This is a genomic window from Aquiflexum lacus, assembly GCF_015476655.1.
GTDB classification, from domain to species: Bacteria; Bacteroidota; Bacteroidia; order Cytophagales; family Cyclobacteriaceae; genus Aquiflexum; species Aquiflexum lacus.
This window is the reverse complement of record NZ_JABFHF010000001.1, coordinates 19,196-37,024: the sequence shown is the minus strand read 5'-3', so window position 1 is coordinate 37,024 and position 17,829 is coordinate 19,196. Positions and strand designations below refer to the sequence as shown.

17 protein-coding genes are annotated in these 17,829 nt (G+C 39.7%); 6 read left to right on the top strand and 11 right to left on the bottom strand.

The window, feature by feature from the left end:
• Positions 1–418: 418 nt before the first annotated feature.
• From HMJ38_RS00215 to HMJ38_RS00200, 4 genes are all read left to right on the top strand, one after another.
• Entirely contained in the window at positions 419–1,174 is a 756-nt protein-coding gene (locus HMJ38_RS00215) for a (Fe-S)-binding protein (protein WP_194972362.1), read from the top strand.
• A complete protein-coding gene (locus HMJ38_RS00210; protein ID WP_194972361.1) occupies positions 1,171–2,529 on the top strand; it encodes a lactate utilization protein B in 1,359 nt (452 codons plus the stop codon). The genes HMJ38_RS00215 and HMJ38_RS00210 overlap by 4 nt, the downstream gene beginning before the upstream one ends.
• Positions 2,526–3,092 (top strand): LutC/YkgG family protein, encoded by a 567-nt coding sequence (locus HMJ38_RS00205; RefSeq protein WP_194972360.1) that lies wholly within the window; start codon positions 2,526–2,528, stop codon positions 3,090–3,092. The genes HMJ38_RS00210 and HMJ38_RS00205 overlap by 4 nt, the downstream gene beginning before the upstream one ends.
• A gap of 500 nt (positions 3,093–3,592) precedes the next feature.
• On the top strand, positions 3,593–3,874 hold the full coding sequence (locus HMJ38_RS00200; RefSeq protein ID WP_194972359.1) for a hypothetical protein: 282 nt from the start codon (positions 3,593–3,595) through the stop codon (positions 3,872–3,874).
• Between the two features lie 157 nt (positions 3,875–4,031).
• Here HMJ38_RS00200 and HMJ38_RS00195 read toward each other — a convergent pair whose 3' ends face one another.
• Complete coding sequence (locus HMJ38_RS00195) at positions 4,032–5,432, bottom strand: sugar porter family MFS transporter (protein WP_194972358.1); 1,401 nt, start codon at positions 5,430–5,432, stop codon at positions 4,032–4,034.
• Positions 5,433–5,819: 387 nt separating this feature from the next.
• Between HMJ38_RS00195 and HMJ38_RS00190 the strand changes: the two genes are divergently transcribed.
• Both HMJ38_RS00190 and HMJ38_RS00185 read left to right on the top strand, forming a co-directional pair.
• Entirely contained in the window at positions 5,820–6,191 is a 372-nt protein-coding gene (locus tag HMJ38_RS00190) for a transmembrane 220 family protein (RefSeq protein ID WP_194972357.1), read from the top strand.
• Between the two features lie 32 nt (positions 6,192–6,223).
• Positions 6,224–6,973 (top strand): NIPSNAP family protein, encoded by a 750-nt coding sequence (locus HMJ38_RS00185; RefSeq protein ID WP_194972356.1) that lies wholly within the window; start codon positions 6,224–6,226, stop codon positions 6,971–6,973.
• A gap of 190 nt (positions 6,974–7,163) precedes the next feature.
• On the opposite strand, the gene HMJ38_RS00180 is transcribed toward HMJ38_RS00185, so the two are convergent.
• The 10 genes from HMJ38_RS00180 to HMJ38_RS00135 form a co-directional block, all read right to left on the bottom strand.
• Positions 7,164–10,619 carry a ThuA domain-containing protein gene (locus HMJ38_RS00180; RefSeq protein WP_194972355.1) on the bottom strand — a complete coding sequence of 1,152 codons (3,456 nt, stop codon included), beginning with the start codon at positions 10,617–10,619 and terminating at the stop codon, positions 7,164–7,166.
• Positions 10,620–10,717: 98 nt separating this feature from the next.
• A complete protein-coding gene (locus HMJ38_RS00175) occupies positions 10,718–10,948 on the bottom strand; it encodes a hypothetical protein (protein ID WP_194972354.1) in 231 nt (76 codons plus the stop codon).
• 157 nt (positions 10,949–11,105) lie between these two features.
• Entirely contained in the window at positions 11,106–12,305 is a 1,200-nt protein-coding gene (locus HMJ38_RS00170) for a phosphoglycerate kinase (protein WP_194972353.1), read from the bottom strand.
• A gap of 12 nt (positions 12,306–12,317) precedes the next feature.
• A complete protein-coding gene (locus HMJ38_RS00165; RefSeq protein ID WP_194972352.1) occupies positions 12,318–12,494 on the bottom strand; it encodes a hypothetical protein in 177 nt (58 codons plus the stop codon).
• A gap of 102 nt (positions 12,495–12,596) precedes the next feature.
• Positions 12,597–13,559, bottom strand: coding sequence for an L-threonylcarbamoyladenylate synthase (locus tag HMJ38_RS00160; RefSeq protein ID WP_194972695.1), 963 nt, complete (start codon positions 13,557–13,559; stop codon positions 12,597–12,599).
• Complete coding sequence (locus HMJ38_RS00155) at positions 13,559–14,230, bottom strand: tetratricopeptide repeat protein (RefSeq protein ID WP_194972694.1); 672 nt, start codon at positions 14,228–14,230, stop codon at positions 13,559–13,561. The genes HMJ38_RS00160 and HMJ38_RS00155 overlap by 1 nt, the downstream gene beginning before the upstream one ends.
• Positions 14,231–14,318: 88 nt before the next feature.
• Positions 14,319–14,750, bottom strand: a complete 432-nt coding sequence (locus HMJ38_RS00150) for an acyl-CoA thioesterase (protein WP_194972351.1) — start codon at positions 14,748–14,750, stop codon at positions 14,319–14,321.
• A 22-nt stretch (positions 14,751–14,772) separates the two neighbouring features.
• Positions 14,773–15,324: an NUDIX hydrolase gene (locus HMJ38_RS00145; RefSeq protein ID WP_194972350.1), complete on the bottom strand. Its 552-nt coding sequence runs from the start codon at positions 15,322–15,324 to the stop codon at positions 14,773–14,775.
• A gap of 4 nt (positions 15,325–15,328) precedes the next feature.
• Positions 15,329–15,919: a hypothetical protein gene (locus HMJ38_RS00140; protein ID WP_194972349.1), complete on the bottom strand. Its 591-nt coding sequence runs from the start codon at positions 15,917–15,919 to the stop codon at positions 15,329–15,331.
• Entirely contained in the window at positions 15,919–17,829 is a 1,911-nt protein-coding gene (locus tag HMJ38_RS00135; protein WP_194972348.1) for a RecQ family ATP-dependent DNA helicase, read from the bottom strand. The genes HMJ38_RS00140 and HMJ38_RS00135 overlap by 1 nt, the downstream gene beginning before the upstream one ends.

Genomic DNA, 17,829 nt, shown 5'->3' with positions numbered 1-17,829 from the left:
TTTGTTTATTGGATTGAGAACAGCTAAAGAAAAGAAAAAATAAAACTATTAGAATTCGCATAAGGGCTAAGTTAAGAACAGAAATCTACTAAAAATACAATACATTACAAGGGATGGATAATGATATCGAATGCCTTTAGAATAACATTTAACTCTCATGATTTTTATTGAGATAAAAATTATCATTTGATTTGCATACCTTACACCACAGGATAATCAATCCCCAATATTTTTTGAAATTGGAAATTCTATTCTTAAAGCAATTACCTTGATGCACAGTTAGATTCTCTTAATTGTCGGGGAAACTTGATGGTTTGGAATGTATGAATACTTATATTGTCTATACCATAATTTACTTTGATTATTTCGCCAGAATATCTACCAGTATCTTAATATCGATTAATATCGACATCAAAATATGTCAAAAATTGAAAATATAGGGTTATTCATCCCCTGCTACGTCGACCAATTCTACCCCAAGGTAGCCATAGCCACCATGGAACTCCTGGAAAAATTGGGCTGCAAGGTGACCTACCCAATCGCGCAGACCTGCTGCGGACAGCCTATGGCCAATGCGGGTTATGAAAGGGATACAGTGGGCACCACCAAACACTTTTTGGAAACCTTTAAGAATTTTGACTACATCGTGGCGCCTTCGGGTAGCTGTGTGCTCCATGTCAAGGAACATGTCCCTGCCGTATCGGAAATGGAAATGGCCCAAAAAGCCATTCAGGACAAAACTTTTGAATTGACGGAGTTTTTGACTGATGTACTGAAAGTGGAAAACCTCAAAGGTTCATTCCCGCATAAAGTGGGTTTCCACGCTTCCTGTCACGGACACCGGGGATTGCGCTTGGGTTCCTGTTCAGAACGCAACGAACCTTTTTTCAGCAAGGGCAAACAACTTTTGGAGCAGTTGGAAGGTTTGGAATGGGTGGAACTGACCCGGAAAGATGAATGCTGCGGATTTGGGGGGACCTTTGCAGTCACCGAAGAAGCACTTTCTGTGCAGATGGGAAAAGACCGGTTGGAGGACCACCTTGTCCACGGGGTGGAAGTCCTGACCGGTGGGGACATGTCATGTATCATGCATTTAGAAGGTATCGCTCGCAGAAACAAACAGCCACTACAATTCAAACACATCGCAGAAATCCTAAACGAAGCCATCACATGAGCCATCCTGCCAAAGCATCTGAATTTTTGGAAGACAGTGCCAAATCCAAATGGCATGACGAGACGCTCTGGTTTGTCCGGGACAAGCGTGACACTATCAGCAAAACCATTCCGGAATGGGAACAGCTAAGGGAGCTTGCTTCCAGGATCAAAGACAATGTGTTGGCCAACTTGGACAATTACCTTATAGAATTTGAAAAAAATGCCAAGGCCAACAACATCCATGTGCATTGGGCCAAGGATGCGGAAGAACACAATAATATTGTCTTAAGTATCCTGCAACAACACCGCTGCAAGGCCATTGTCAAAAGTAAATCAATCCTTACAGAAGAATGCCATCTGAATCCTTTTCTGGAAGAAAATGGCGTAGAGGTAGTGGACACAGACTTGGGTGAGCGCATTGTGCAGTTTCTCAACCAACCGCCCAGTCATATTGTCCTTCCTGCCATTCACCTGAAGAAAAGGGATATTTCAGAGATTTTCCATGAAAAGCTGCAAACCGAAAAAGGCAATGAAGACCCCACGTACCTTACTCATGCCGCAAGGGTGCACCTTCGGGAAAAATTCCTTGGGGCTAAAGTTGCCATCACAGGCGTAAATTTCGGCGTTGCCGAGACAGGGGAATTTGTCGTCTGCACCAATGAAGGCAATGCCGATATGGGCGTTCATTTGGCAGATGTGCATATTGCCTGTATGGGCATAGAAAAAATTATTCCTCGGAGAAAAGACCTTGGGGTATTCCTGCGCCTATTAGCACGCTCCGCCACAGGTCAACCCATCACCAATTACAATTCCCATTTCCGCTCGCCATCTCCGGGAAAGGAAATCCATATCGTTTTGGTGGACAATGGACGCACCGAACAGTTAGGCCGTGAAAAATTCAAAAACTCACTGAAATGCATTCGTTGTGGGGCCTGCATGAATACCTGTCCCATCTATCGCAGAAGCGGGGGGTACAGTTACGGTTCAGTAGTACCAGGACCTATTGGTTCCATTCTTTCTCCAGGATTGGATTTGAAAAAACACAGTTCACTTCCCTTTGCCTCTACTCTTTGCGGATCCTGTACGGATGTCTGTCCGGTCAAGATCAATATCCACGAGCAACTCTATGAATGGCGGCAGGAAATCACCAAGGATCAGGGCACCAATGCCAAAAGCATTTCCATGAAAATCGCCAATGGTATTTTTGCTGTTCCCTTTGCATATAAAGTCAGCGGTGCCATGATGCGTGGAGCCTTGAAAATCCTTCCGGACAGCATCACCTATTCGGGATTGAATACTTGGGGAAAACAGCGGGATCTGCCCGAAACTCCAAAAGAAACTTTTAAAGACTGGTACAAAAAGAACAGGTCATGAGCAGTAGAGATAGTATTTTATCCAAAATAAAAGCCATCCCTTCAGAGCAAAAGACTTTGCCTGAAATCCCTGATTTTGAGTTGATAGGAGATCTAAAGGAGCTTTTTATCCAGTCAATCAGTGGAAATAAAGGCGAGGTGGTGGATCAAGCTCAACTTAAGGATTTTCTGGAAATCAACCGATTTACCAAAATCATTGATCTATCAAACTCTTTTCAGGACTTAAGAACCTTGCAATTACCCGAAGATTCCCATGATTTGGCCGATATAGAAGTAGCCATTATTCAAGGGCAGTTTGGAGTAGCTGAAAATGGTGCGATTTGGCTAACGGATGAGAATATGGGTTTAAGGGCTTTACCCTTCATCACAGAGCATTTGGTAATAGTCTTGGACGAAAAATCTCTCGTGGACAATATGCATACCGCCTACAAAAAAATCGGTGATCAACATTCCGGCTTTGGACTTTTTATAGCCGGCCCTTCTAAAACTGCAGACATCGAGCAGTCCTTGGTGATAGGGGCGCATGGGGCAAAGAGTTTGAGAGTAGTTTTGGCCAACCTTTGAGGTATTTTTTCAAACCTCGAAGGTTTTAGATTTAGATTAGGCCGGAAAGGTTACAAGATATATGCCCTACAATATAAATTGATAAATGCCTTCGGCGATATAAAAATTCAGCTTCCCTGCGGGCAGTCTTCAGACTGCAACGCATTCTACTACACCATTGTACAGGTGGATAACCTGTCGGGAGAATTGACGTAAAAACAGCATACTGGTATATTTATTTTACACCTTTATTCTATCTTTTTACCCAGTCATAAATTTCAAAAAGATGAAGAAACTTTCCTGTCTAATCATGTTAATTTTCTTTGCAGGGTTCTCATGCCAGGAAAAAGCTGAGGAACCTGCTTTCGAAGCCTGGGGTGTACAAAATCCTTGATTACACCACCGGACACTCAAAAGTTTAATGCAATTTTCTAATTTTCTGTATGAAGTTTATTTGAAAGTGATCATCCAAATTTCAAATTCAATCCAATTTTCACTATATTCAAGGAAACCAACTATTTATGAAACCTAACAGACACATAAAAATTAATTTTACTTCCATTAATTTTCTTTTGGCATTTCTCTTTATCCCTTTTCTTTCTTATTCCCAAAAACAACAGGACATCCCCAGGCCACGTGGACCTGTTGACCTTTCGGAAACCAGTAATGTGGTCATTTATCTTGTTATCCCTGCAATCATCATCATTGTGTTTTTAATTTTTAGAAAAAGAATCGGAAGAAATAAAGAAGAGAAGACAGAAGGGGTGAAAAAAAATATTGACGGGAAAAATAGGGATTCGTAATGCTTAAACCTTTGGGTGCGCCTACTCGAAGATTAGATTAACCATTGAGGTCTTTTTTTTAACCTCGAGGTATTTTTCAACAAATGGAATAGAAGGAAATGAAAGGCTATACCATAAAAGACCTTTGGGGTTTTACCAAAGGTCAGCACCTGCAACCTCACCCCAACTCCCTTTCTATCTGCTCCAAGGATTTGCCTTTTGTCTCCGGAAGGACGATGTATAAAACCACAAATCCAATAGCACAGATTATTCCATACAACCAAAAGTTATTGGCCCAACCTAAATTCTCTTTGATAGTTGGGAATGAATAAGTCAGCGTAAAATTGCCTACCCAATGGGCCAAAGCAGCAATTGACATGGCTGCCCCCCTAATCCTTGTTGGAAAAATCTCGGACAAAACCACCCATAACAAAGGCGCAAGGGTAAAGGAGTAAAACATTACATTGGCCAAAACCAAAAATACTACTACCCATCCTCCCTGATCAACATAAAATGAATATCCTATGAGTAGGTATAAAAATGCCATGGATGAGGTTCCAATTAAAAGGAGATTTTTTCTACCGAATTTGTCAACTGTAAAAATGGTGATAAAAACAGACAATACCATTACTGAACCGATGACCACAATGTTGAGCATCATCTGTTTGAGCGTGTATCCAGCAGCCTGAAATATATCAGCCGCATAATAAATAATCACATTCACTCCACTCCATTGTTGCAGAAAAGCTAAAAATATGCCGATGGCCAAAAACTTTACCACCCGTTTGTTGAGCAGTTCTTTGAAGTTTACCTTGGCCAAGTCTTCTGTCCTTAAGGTGGTTTTTATCTCGGAGACGGCAAGATTCTCATAAAATTCACCCCCAATTCTCTGAAGAATCTTCCTTGCTTTTGACTCCTCATTGTTTTTGATCAGCCAACGGGCACTTTCCGGCACAAAAAACATGAGGATAAAAAACAACATGGCAGGAATCACTTCTACGCCAAACATCCACCGCCAGCCATAATTCCCATTCCAACTGACTGCAATCTGCTCAAAAGTGGCTTCATCGGGCATCATTGTATCCAATAATGAGATTTGCCAATTGATCAATTGGGCCAACAATACCCCGACCATGATTAACAATTGATTGATGGTGACAAACATACCCCGCTTCTCCGGAGGGGCAATCTCGGCAATATACAATGGGGAAAGATTGAGTGCTATTCCCATGGCCACTCCTCCGGCTATTCTGAAGAAGTTAAACCACCAAAAGGTATCGGACAAGGCAGTCCCAATGGCAGAAAGGGAAAAAAGGAAACCTGAAAATATCAATAAGCGCTTTCGACCCAATTGATCACAAAAGATGATGCATAGGATAGCGCCCAACATACATCCCACCAATGCGGAACTAGTTCCCCAGCCTTGGTCTGTTGGTGATGTGATATTAAAATAGGGTTCATAAAATGGTTTGGCACCACCGATTACCACCCAATCATAACCAAAAAGAAAGCCTCCTAAGGCGGCTGTCAAACTGACCAACCAAATGAATTTTTGGTTATACTCAACCTTTTGTTCCATCAATTATTTGTAAGAGGTGTATTCATGATATTCTAAAAAATCATAAGGAACAAAATAGAGAAAATTATACACTCTTCAAAAAATCCTCAGGTTTTAAAAACTCAATCCTTTTGCCGGATATAGCCTTCTAAAGGTTTCACATAATCTTCAAATGCTCTCCTTCCCTTGTCCGTGACTTTGTAGGTAGTCAAGGGGAAATTATATCAAAATGTTTTTTCGACATCAAGGATTTCATCAAATGAGCTAGTACAATGTAGCTTACAATCAAAGTAGTTTATATTATCAACTAAAATATTTTATAGATTCTATCTTTTCATAAAGATCAAAAAATTAACTTTATTGAAACTTAAATTCCCAATCTATAAAACCTTAAACCCATCCTGTGTTATGAAAGATTTCCCAAAATACTTCTTCCTTTTCTGGATCTTCGGATTTTCGTTATTCGCTTATTGGCAGATCAACGATCCTGACCCTGTGATCTGGGTTTCAATTTATGCAGTTGCCATTTTATTTTCGGCCATGGCTGCTAGAGGCAAGCATCCTCTGATTCCATTGGGGATAGCAATTGTCGCCTGTATCATTGGAGCTGTTTATTTTTTCCCGGATTCTGTTCTTGAATGGATAGGATTTGAACTTGAAAACAAAGACCTAAGTATGAAAACCCAGGAATCAGAAGAGGCAAGAGAAACGTTTGGGCTTTTGATCATAGCTTCAGTTTTATCCTATTCAGCTTACTTAGGCTGGAAAAAAAGAAATTAAAAATCATAAATACACTTAAACGGTTACCACTTATGAAAAAACTGACAATCATTACCTTAATACTTCTTACCATATACATGGCACCTCTAAAGGCCCAGGATTCCAAATATTTCGAAATGAGGACTTATACCGCTAATGTGGGCAAAAGGTCTGACTTGATCAAAAGATTTGAAGATCATACTTTAAGGTTGTTTGAGAAAAATGGTATAGAAAATATTGCTTATTTTATTCCAGCTGATGAGTCAAACAATACTTTGACCTTTATTTTGGCGTACCCCGATCAGGAATCTAGAGATGCTCTTTGGAATAAATTCGCCAATGACCCTCAATGGCAGGAAGTCTACAAAGCCTCAGAGGTAAATGGACCTCTAGTGGCAAAAGTTGATCAGGTATTTATGACCATTGCACCAGACTTGACGCCTGAAATAATCAGAGATACCAACGAAGGTAAAAGAGTGTTTGAATTAAGAACTTATTACATGTATCCAGGGAAAGTAGATGCCATCCATGCAAGGTTCAGAGATTACACCCGTGAATTATTTCAAAAACATGGCATGACCAATGTAATGTATTGGTATACAGTGGAAGAAAATGGCGAACAACAAAAACTGGTTTATCTCTTAGCACATAAGGACGAAAAAACCGGAAAAGCTTCCTTTGAGAAATTCGGAAAGGATCCTGCTTGGATTACAGTAAGAGATGCCTCGGAAAGGAATGGCAAGATTGTCCAAAAAGTTGAATCTGTTTACCTGAATCCACTGCCTTTTTCTCCTTTGAAATAATTCATGCCATGGCTATTAAAGATTATATCTGAAATTTCAACAAATCCAGTTGAATCATGGCATGAGTGTACAGGCAGAGTCATAACAAGAAGATTCAGAGTAAAATTAATTCATGCCATGACTTTCTGGGCTTAGGTAAGAAATTAATACTTACCGGATAAGTCATGGCATGAATACATGAAACCTAAATTTATTTCACCTTAAATTCAGCTGAAAATAAGATAGCAGTTGGTTCTCCTGCTTTAACAGGTTTTATTACAAAATAAACAGATCTCAATTTTCCGTCTGTCTGTTTTTCGATTGGAATCAGACTTTGTCCCATCATAAACCCAGGCTGCGGCCCGGCATTGTTCACACGGAATTCTCCTTCTCCAATCTTTGGTCCATCAGGTGAGTCCAATCTCACGTCAACCTTGTAACCTGATACGCTGGCCTCCTGCCCTCCACCTGAAAGCAGAATACCATGTATATCAGTCAAATCAATATCATGGAAAGCAAATGCCCCTTGGTTTTGCGAAATTGTCATAAATGTTCTCCCATTGAAAACCTCTGTTGCATATTCCTGAAGATCTTTTGCTGATTCCATTCCCAAAGTCGGGTTTCTTAAGGTAATTGAACTATTTCCAGTAAGAGGTTTGATATTTTCTCCCCCTCTATCTGTAAAACTACCTGACAATACAAAAATTCCATTTTCTGAAAGTGTTTTACCTACTGTCGGATCAACTGTTCCTGATACTGGCAAGGATGGCTTTTCTTCCATTCCCCTTCTTCCTAATGATAGAATATAGGCGACAACTTTTTTTGCATCCTCATTCTTAAGATCAGGATTTGCAGGCATGACTGTTTCACCCCAAACGCCACCTCCACCTTTTTGGATTTTATTGACCAAATAGTCGATGGCGGCATCTGGATTTCTTCTGTACTTTCTTGCTACTTCCGTATAAGAAGGACCTATCGACACTTCATCTTCTTTATGACAGGTCTTACAGGTCAATGAACTCATCAGACCTTTTCCGGTCATGGCTTCAGTCATGATCAAATGACCTTTGGAAGCCTCTGCTTGATCTAAGCCTGAAATATAATCAGCCGACACAAATAATGTTGATAGATCATTTCCCGCATCAGCATCATCAGGGTCTGTCACCGAAACTTGATAAGCAACAGGTTTACCTGGAAAATAAAATGACTTATTGCCCTTTATTTCAATATTGACTATAGGTGCAATATTACCTGCATAAACAGAAACAATTCCGCTCTTTGCACTCAACTTATCCGGATCAGATACCTGTACTTGAACATCATAATCACCAACTGAATTGAAAGTATATTCCAGTTTAGGTTCATTTGTAGTTAGTTGTTCACCATTTCCAAGGTCCCATACATAGGTCAAAGGATCGTTTTCAGGATCAGATGCATTTACATTAAACGTTGCCGTGAAAGGTAAAGAGCCTGAAGTTTTATCTACTGATATTCCTGAAACTACCGGCGTCCTGTTACCATCATTGAAGTCAACTCTGAAAAGTCCCGCATCAGGATTTTTGGTAAACCATCCATTCCCATATTCGAGTAAATATAATCTTCCATCTGGACCCACTTCCATATCTATCAAGGCATTGAATTTGGTGGTGGACATAAAGGGTTCCATTTTATCAAAGTCACCATTGGGCTTCATGGTGACTGCTTTGACCCATCCTCTTACCCATTCGTAGATAAACAATTTGCCATCATAATAAGAAGGATAACGGGTTTCCTTTGGAAACATGTCAACATAGTAAACCGGGCCGGCCATTGCATTCCTTCCCCCTGTCCCCAATTGTGGAAAATCAGGAGACGTTGCATATGGATACCAAATAAAGTTTTTCTCGACAGGGGGCAATTCTTTAAGTCCTGTATTATTCTTTGAGTTATTAATAGGTTTGTTTACATCAAAGCGGTTTCCTGAGATTCCTGTTGCGTAATCAAATTCTACATAAGCATAATTATCTCCGACAAAATACGGCCATCCGAAGTTACCCGCTTTTCTTGCTTGATTGACTTCATCATAACCCCTTGGCCCTCTGGTTTCCAGACTATCTGCACCAGCATCAGGCCCCACTTCGCCCCAATACAGGAAGTTGGTCTTTTGATCTACAGAAATTCTATATGGATTTCTGTTTCCCTGTACATAGATTTCAGGTCGGGTTTTTTCCATTCCCTTTGGATAAAGATTGCCTTCGGGAATATCATAGCTTCCATCTTCATTTACTTTTATTCTAATTATTTTACCTCTCAGATCATTGGAATTTCCAGAACTCCTTCTGGCATCAAACTGCTCAAATCCTGGTCTGTCATCCAATGGTGCAAAACCCCTGTTGACATATTTACTGTCTCTTTGGTCAAAAGGCGTCGAATTGTCTCCTGTAGAAAGGTACAACAAACCATCTTTGTCAAAGGCAATCGATCCACCTGTATGACAACAGATATTTCTTTGAGAATAAAGTTCCAAAATGATTTTTTCAGAAGCCATATCCCATTGGTCGTTGACAAATTTGAATCTTGAAAGTCTGTTGATTTCTTGATCACCTGATGGGCTGTAAAAAACAAAAACATATCCATTATTTGCGAAATCGGGATCTTTTTGAATACCCATCAAACCTTCCTCCGCATTGACACCTCTTGTTTCTGTTTTCCAATAAACGTCCAACTTGGCCACTTCTCTGACAACTGAATCTCCGCTTTTATATAACAGCAGCTCACCCCTTCTCTGTGCAATCAAAACGTCCAAATTGGGTAAAATGGTCATTTCGGTCGGTTCAGTAAACTCACCAAGAACCAGCGTTTTTTTCTCAAACCTATTTTCTTCGGGAACTCTTTGGGTTTTTGCTTTGGAATAATCCAGATTTTCATTTTCTCCAATGGCATATTTGATTCCCTCAAGTACGTGTTGCAAAAACAATTCCTCTTCATAGGATTCACTGGTATGTCCACCTGCCGTATAAAATGCTCTACCCCCATCATAATCATGATACCAAGCCATCGGATGAAATCCCATTGGTTTGGTGTGTTTATAACTATCCTCATCTATATCCATGAGGACATTTACGTCCGGGTTAAGTTTTTGGAAATGATACCACTCATCTCTTCTGTTCCAAATTTCAGGTAAAAAACGAGTAGTGGAATGCTCTCTGTCTGTTACGCGTAGGGTGCCGTCTTGAACATTGGGATATGGGTCTCCGATACCAGGATGGTAAGAAAAATTCCCACCTACAAGTCTATTATACCAGCCCCAGTGATATTCTGTATCAGCAGCGGCATGAATACCTACAAAGCCTCCACCTGACTGTATATAACGTTCAAAATCAGCTTCCTGATAGTGATCAAGTACTTCTCCTGTGGTACTGAGCCAGATGACAGCAGCATATTGCTCTAGATTTTCTTCATTAATAAGATCGGAGTTGGTTGTGGTATCTACTTTAAAACCATTCTCTGCTCCAAGTTTCACAATAGCTGCAATTCCGTCAGGGATGGATTCGTGATAGAAACCGGCTGTTTTACTAAATATAAGTACTTTGGGATCTCCACTTCTCTTGTTGTTACAAGAAGAAATGAGTAATACTACTGTGAAAAAAAACATAAAGCCTTTTTTCAGGTAATTGAAGGTTATCATAGGTTAATTTTTGGGGAAATATAACGAGAATTGAAGACGGATATAAATTGATTGGTACAAAAGGGTTATTATCAGTAGGATTGGTTCATATCAAGGTTTCAATTTCCGCAGGAATAACTCTCATAGTCTTCCTGAAAAATCGACCATAACTTATCATCTTCGTCTCTGTAAGTGATCGTACCGGTTTTTTTATTTCTCCTGATATCACGGCTGATTTCAAGAATAGTTCCATCATTCATGACCACTGTGCAGGTCTGATTGATAGTTTCTACTTCAAGACAAGCCCCTGTAATCAACATCAAACAGCAAAAAACTAAAATCCTTATCATAATCCAATTCATTTTAAAGAGTCTCAAAAATAGTGTTTTCATTGAAACCACAAATACAATCTATTTAATCTTTTGATTTATAAAGACTTGTTAAAGCAAAAAGACCGATATTTTCGGTCTCTTTGCTTTTAAATATTAATACAAGATAATTGAAATTTTACGGCATTAAAGCAGCTACTCCAGGCAACACTTTCCCTTCCATATGCTCCAATAAGGCACCTCCTCCGGTAGATACATAAGATACCTTATCTCCAAATCCGAACTTATTGACTGCAGCGGCAGAATCTCCTCCTCCTATCAATGAAAATGCACCGCCTTCGGTTGCCTCTGCTATTGCCTCCGCTACTGCAATGGTTCCATTGACAAAGCTGCTCATTTCAAACACCCCCATTGGACCGTTCCAAAGGATGGTTTTGGAAGATTTAATGACATCACTGAACAATTTTCTGGTTTCAGGTCCGATATCCAATCCCATCCATCCATCAGGGATTTCTCCTGCTTTGGAGAGGCCTTGTTCTGCATCATTGGCAAAAGCTTTGGAAGTGACCGTATCCAATGGTAAAATTATTTTAACCCCTTTTTCCTCAGCCTTATTCATCAATTCCATAACAAAATCAAGCTTATCTTCTTCACAAAGAGAATCTCCGATTTTTCCTCCTTTTGCTTTGGAAAAAGTATATGACATGCCCCCACCAATAATAAGGTTATCAACTTTCTCCAATAATCTTTCAATGATCAAAATCTTGTCAGATATTTTGGCCCCTCCCATAATGGCAGTATAAGGTTTTTCTGGATTTTCTAGCACTTTATCTGCATTTTCCAATTCCGACTTGAGTAGATAACCACTGGCTGTGGTATCGAAATACTGAGCAATCACAGCTGTGGACGCATGTGCCCTGTGGGCAGTTCCAAAAGCATCATTAACATACACATCTCCAAGTGCTGCAAGTTTCTTTGCAAACTCTTCATCTCCTTTTTCTTCTTCTTTGTAAAATCTAAGATTTTCCAAAAGCAATACCTCGCCCGGCTTAAGGCCCGCTGCTAAATTTTTTGCTTCTTGACCGATACAGTCAGGAGCGAATTTGACAGAACTACCCAATAGCTTCTGAAGGTTGTTGATCACATGCTTAAGAGAATATTTATCAGTGGGACCATCTTTTGGCCTTCCCAAATGAGACATTAATATGACCGAACCACCATCGTTAAGGATTTTTTGGATAGTAGGTATAGCCGCACTTATCCTGGTATCATCACTGACATTCTGGTGTTCATCCAAAGGCACATTGAAATCTACTCTTACCAAGGCTTTCTTTCCATTGAAGTCGAGATTGTCTACGCTTTTAATTCTGCTATTCATAATTATGGTTGTTTAAAAGGTTTTTTGAAATAAGAAATAATATTTATTCACTTCTTTGCCAGTAACCCAATATTCAATTACAAACAGGACGCCTGCCTGTTCGGTTGGCAGGGATGGACCGGACATATCAGTTTCCTTGTGCGAATTGTATTGAATTACCATTTTACTGGCATTGTTGCGTACATACATGAAAGAAATTGAACTTGTTTTTCATGCTGATATTCTCCTTAATCAATTTTATATAATAATTTAAATTAAAGACGACCTTCTTAAATCGGTTGGGAATATCTCCTAATTTGCAGATGCTCTCCTCAACCTGTCATTGACTGCCCTGCCTAAACCTTGTTCAGGCAAAAGCTCTGATAAAATTACGGAAACATCCATGGTATCCAAAGCCCTCATGGCCGCAAATAAATTTTTTGCTGCTTCATTGAGATTTGCACTTGGACTGAGTTGGATTTGTTGTCCAATTGGCACAGTCTTGAAAACATCTCTAAAAGATAAAACCGCAAAAGTAACTCCCTTCAATTGATATTCCTTTATTAAAGTTTTAAGATTCCCCAGAACAAATGGTTTGGTAGGAGCATAATGATTTTTTAGCATTCCGGGAGACTTAGGATTGCTACTAGAATGGGTCATCACCCTAACATCACCTACTACATCTTCTATCTCTTTTACATCTAGGCCACCGAGTCTGTATACTACTACTTTATCTCTTTCAACTCCAACGATGGTGCTTTCCAAACCTACTTCACAAGTCCCTCCATCTAAAATATAGGGTATTTTGTCTCCTAATTGGTCATTGACGTGTGAGGCCTTTGTCGGACTGATGTAACCAAAAGGATTGGCACTCGGTGCTGCCAAAGGAAAGTCCAATCCACTCAACAATTCCCTTGATAGTGCATGGCCAGGAATCCGGACGGCCACTGTATCCAAACCACTTGTAACCAAATCAGGCAAAATATTTTTTTTGGGGAGCAGCAAGGTCAAAGGTCCGGGCCAAAATTTCTCCCCCAAAAGCCTCAGTACTTCTGGTATTTCAACCGCAAATTCCAAGACTCTTTCAATAGAAGAAGTGTGAATAATCAAAGGATCAAATTCAGGTCTGTTTTTGGTAGCGAAAATTTTAGCAACAGCATCTGGATTGAGGGCATTTCCTCCCAGTCCATAGACAGTTTCCGTGGGAATCCCTACCAATTCTCCTTTCTCCAAAAAAGCTTTGGCTTTTGCAATATCTTGTCCAATTTCAGCCATTATTCCTGACAAAAATCTTCGATCCAAGATTTGGCTTCTGCAAAACCAAGGTTAAGCGCTAATTTAAGATTTGCACAGCCATCTTCTTTCTGTCCAAATGCACTCATCTGAGTGACGCCCAAAAGGTAATAAGCTGCTCCATTTCTATTGTCCAAGTTTACAGTTTTGACTAAGGATTCAATTGCTCCAACAGGATCATTATTCCCCAATTGTGCTTTTGCCCTGTTGAAATGAGCCAAAGTTTGGTTAGGATTTGCCCGAATGACTATGTCAAAGTCAAAAATCGCATCTTCGTATTCTTCAAGCCCCAGTAAAGCCAATCCCCTGTTGTAATGAACATCAATTTGTTGGGGATCTAGCCCATTGGCCATATTATAATCCAAAAGAGATTCTTTATACATTTTCTTTTCAAGGTAGGCATTGCCCCTGTTAAAGAATGGCTTATAGGATGTATTGTCCTTTTCGATACTTTCTGAAAAAGATGCTATGGCTTCATCATATTTTCCCTGCTGAAACAATGCTACGCCTTTGGCATTGAATGCGGAGGTATTTTCAGGGTTCTTTTGGATCACTCTATCAAAATAGGAGACAGATTGCTGATATTGAGAAGATTCCATTAATTTTACTCCTTCATCGAAAAGTTCCTGCTCTGATGGACTACAAGAAAGCATCAAAACTGTAAAAGCAAACCAGATAAAATGTTTTTTCACGGATTTTTAAATTTTGGGCAAAGATAGGGATTTATGCCTTGATGAAAGACTATCCCAGCATTTTTGCTGCATATTCCGCAGGTACAGGAACCGGCCTCATGGTATCCATATTCACTGCCACCATGGTAGTCTCGGATTCAGCGAATACTTTCACCTCTCCCGACTCTATTGGCCCCATTACTACTTGTTCGAGTATAAATGAGGATTTACCAATATTAATACACCTGACATAAACAGATGGCTTGTCCATAACATGAATGGGCAGTCTATAATCAATTTTGACATTGGCCACAACTGTACCGGTTTTCAGAATATCCCAACCGCAATAATGAAAAAGATAAGAGGCTCTAGCATGCTCAAAATAATTAAAAAATATGCCATTATTGACATGCATATAGCTGTCAATGTCCGAGAACCTTACTTGAATAGGTACTGAAAAAGAAAAAGAGGACAATACATCCTCTGGATTATATTTTTTCATGGTACGCCAATTGACTAATCTTCTATAACAGTATCTCAGACTTACTGGTTTTTTCCAACATTCTGAGAATTGAAGGGTTTGAACCAACCAAATCCTCTACCGCATCAAACGGAATCCAAGCCAAGTCTTTGCTTTCTTCTGAAATCACCAAAGGCTCATTCATTTCTGCTTCAATCAAAAACCGCACATCATAATGAAAATGCTCTTGAACATCACCTCGTTCGGGTATGGTATGTCTATCAATATCGAAAATTCCAGAATCTACCAAGCGCAGTGAAGTAAGACCACTTTCTTCCTGTGCTTCTGTCAAAGCAACTTCTAGAAGATTTTCATGGCCATCAGCATGGCCACCCAATTGAAGCCAATTATTTAGTTTCCTATGTAAGGTCATCAAGGTATGGGTTCTCATTTTATTCACAATCCATGCAGAAGCAGTAAAATGACCTTGCAATCTCTCTCTGACAAAAGCCAAATCATCATGTGTAAGTGCTATAAAATCCTGCACAAAGGATGCCTCTTCTTCAAATGGCGTACGGTACTTTTGAAGATTTTCTCTTAATTTTTTTCTATCCATAATTTTATTCTCTTTGGAATAATTCTTCTATAAAAAGATCAAACGGTCTTGCCTTTAAGTACAAATGATCTGAATAAACAGTGACAAGAATCTTGAGGAAGCTGGGCTTATCGTTAATACTTACCTTTTCAATACTGACGTTACCGAACAATTGATCGATTTTTTCTGTAAAATCAACTTTACTGAGAGGAGGTTTAAAATACTGCTTTTCGATAGTCCTGACATTATCTTGGATTTCTTCTATTTTTCTGTCAAGACTTACACGTTGATATCCCAAATCTAACATTCGCCTGCCAAAAGCAAAGAAAAGTTGGGAAAAAGTTTTTTCCGAAAAAGGACTTTCATAGGAAATCGCAAATCCATTCGCATAAGGACTATTGAGTATATGAACTTCGGGATGGCTGTTTATTCCCGATGTTTTGAAATGATAGTTTTTGAAAGCCAGTTTCATCAATGCCTGACCCTCATCAGACAACATCCAAGAGTCGGTATTTTCGATCTCTTCCACAGTCTGCACAAAATTCTGTTTGATATGGACAGAGTTGGATTTTTTTGGAAATAATTTCCCTAATACATCATCTATAAAGGAAGTCATTAATTTTTTATCTTATACATTCCATTGGGTTCTGACAAAATCAGCCCTTCTTCTTCCATTTCACGCAAGATTTCTAGAGTGATTGAATCATTTTTCAATCCAGGAACTTCCTGGATGTTATGTAAAGAAAACTCTTTTCCTTCACTTAAAGTTTGAATTATCTTTTCCTTCTTCTTCAGGTATTGTTTTTCAAACGATTTCTTTTTTTCAATACATACGTCGCAAATCCCACAATCCTTTTCTGCCAACTCCCCAAAATAAAATGAAATCTGATTGGCCCGACAGGAGGTCAAATCCCTGACATAAGCTATCATTGATTTTGCTTTTGAAATGGCATTTTGCCTCCTTTCTTCAATGCGTTTGCTATCTAAGGGCAATCTGCCGGCATCATACCTCTCGGTCAAAAAGGTGATCTGGGGAATATCTTTCCGTTTATCATAGGCAATAATCCCAACTTGGTCCAGATGCTCTAACTGTAGTGTCAAATCCTTATCCGATATCCCGAGGTTTTTTGCCAATTTAGATTCTTGAATTCGGATAAAATCCACAAAAAGCTCTCCGCCGTACATCCTCAATAGCACTTTTATCAAAACATCCAACTTGGCATTGGCAATCTGAAATTCATACAATTTGCTCTGATCTACCAAAAAATGAATGGATGAAGGGGCAAAAAAACTTTCGTTGAGCTCCAATAAACCTTCTTCCTGCAATACCTTCAGTGAATTATAGGTAAGCATTAAATCCAGGTTATATATTCCTGTGAAAACAGAAATTTCAAACCCATAACTCTCCATAAATCCACTTCCGACAGCCATTCTAAAGTAATTGGCCAAGCTTTGGTAGACTTTTTTAAGGAAATCCAATGGAGGATAGGCAATTGAAGCCCTTTCTTCCAGCACTTTCAAATCCTGTTCGTTGGTCAGTAATACACCATAAGCTTTTTTCTCATCCCGGCCTCCGCGGCCAGCTTCCTGATAATAGTTCTCTAGGTTTTCAGGAAGATCAAGGTGGATCACTATTCTTACATCGGGCTTGTCAATCCCCATCCCAAAGGCATTGGTTGCCACCATCACTCTGACTTTACCCTGCTTCCAATCCTGTTGTCTGCCTTCCCTTAAACTATTATCCAATCCTGCATGATAAAAGGTAGCAGAAATACCCATTTGATGGAGAACAGCTGCAATGTCTTTCGTTCCCTTACGGCTGCGGACATACAGGATGGCCGAACCAGGAACTTTTCTTAGGATTTCTATAGCTTTTTCCAGCTTGTTTTCAGCCATGCGGACGGAATAACTGAGATTTTTGCGGGAAAAGGATTTTACAAAAATCTCCGGGGATTTCATTTCCAATTTCCCAACAATATCTGCTTTGACCTTTATTGTCGCAGAAGCGGTCAAAGCCATACAGGGTACTTGGGGATGAAACTCTCGGATTTTGGCGATTTCTAAGTAAGGTGGACGGAAATCATAGCCCCATTGGGAAATACAATGCGCCTCATCCACAGCAATCAGGTTGACTTTCATTTTCTTGAAGCGCTCAATGAAAATCTCAGTCTTGAGCCGTTCAGGAGAAACATATAAAAATTTATAATTCCCATAAATACAATTGTCCAAAACCGTATCTATCTGCCTTTTACTCATTCCCGAATAAATTGCAGCTGCCAGTACTCCCTTTTTTTTAAGGTTATCAACTTGGTCTTTCATCAGCGCTATCAAGGGGCTGATCACCAGACAAATTCCATCCACTGCTAAAGCAGGGACCTGAAAACAAATGGACTTCCCTCCTCCTGTAGGCAGTAAGGCCAAACAGTCTTTGCCTTGAAGCACAGAGATAACAATATCCAACTGCACAGGCCTAAAGTCACTGAAGCCAAAAACTGTTCGGAGAATATCGTGGGCCCTGTCCTTCAA

Excerpts from the sequence above, each read along its gene's own strand:
- HMJ38_RS00215 (WP_194972362.1), top strand. The coding sequence starts at position 419 with ATGTCAAAAATTGAAAATATAGGGTTATTCATCCCCTGCTACGTCGAC.
- HMJ38_RS00210 (WP_194972361.1), top strand. The coding sequence starts at position 1,171 with ATGAGCCATCCTGCCAAAGCATCTGAATTTTTGGAAGACAGTGCCAAA.
- HMJ38_RS00205 (WP_194972360.1), top strand. The coding sequence starts at position 2,526 with ATGAGCAGTAGAGATAGTATTTTATCCAAAATAAAAGCCATCCCTTCA.
- HMJ38_RS00200 (WP_194972359.1), top strand. The coding sequence starts at position 3,593 with ATGAAACCTAACAGACACATAAAAATTAATTTTACTTCCATTAATTTT.
- HMJ38_RS00195 (WP_194972358.1), bottom strand. The coding sequence starts at position 5,432 with ATGGAACAAAAGGTTGAGTATAACCAAAAATTCATTTGGTTGGTCAGT.
- HMJ38_RS00190 (WP_194972357.1), top strand. The coding sequence starts at position 5,820 with ATGAAAGATTTCCCAAAATACTTCTTCCTTTTCTGGATCTTCGGATTT.
- HMJ38_RS00185 (WP_194972356.1), top strand. The coding sequence starts at position 6,224 with ATGAAAAAACTGACAATCATTACCTTAATACTTCTTACCATATACATG.
- HMJ38_RS00180 (WP_194972355.1), bottom strand. The coding sequence starts at position 10,619 with ATGATAACCTTCAATTACCTGAAAAAAGGCTTTATGTTTTTTTTCACA.
- HMJ38_RS00175 (WP_194972354.1), bottom strand. The coding sequence starts at position 10,948 with ATGATAAGGATTTTAGTTTTTTGCTGTTTGATGTTGATTACAGGGGCT.
- HMJ38_RS00170 (WP_194972353.1), bottom strand. The coding sequence starts at position 12,305 with ATGAATAGCAGAATTAAAAGCGTAGACAATCTCGACTTCAATGGAAAG.
- HMJ38_RS00165 (WP_194972352.1), bottom strand. The coding sequence starts at position 12,494 with ATGTATGTACGCAACAATGCCAGTAAAATGGTAATTCAATACAATTCG.
- HMJ38_RS00160 (WP_194972695.1), bottom strand. The coding sequence starts at position 13,559 with ATGGCTGAAATTGGACAAGATATTGCAAAAGCCAAAGCTTTTTTGGAG.
- HMJ38_RS00155 (WP_194972694.1), bottom strand. The coding sequence starts at position 14,230 with ATGCTTTCTTGTAGTCCATCAGAGCAGGAACTTTTCGATGAAGGAGTA.
- HMJ38_RS00150 (WP_194972351.1), bottom strand. The coding sequence starts at position 14,750 with ATGAAAAAATATAATCCAGAGGATGTATTGTCCTCTTTTTCTTTTTCA.
- HMJ38_RS00145 (WP_194972350.1), bottom strand. The coding sequence starts at position 15,324 with ATGGATAGAAAAAAATTAAGAGAAAATCTTCAAAAGTACCGTACGCCA.
- HMJ38_RS00140 (WP_194972349.1), bottom strand. The coding sequence starts at position 15,919 with ATGACTTCCTTTATAGATGATGTATTAGGGAAATTATTTCCAAAAAAA.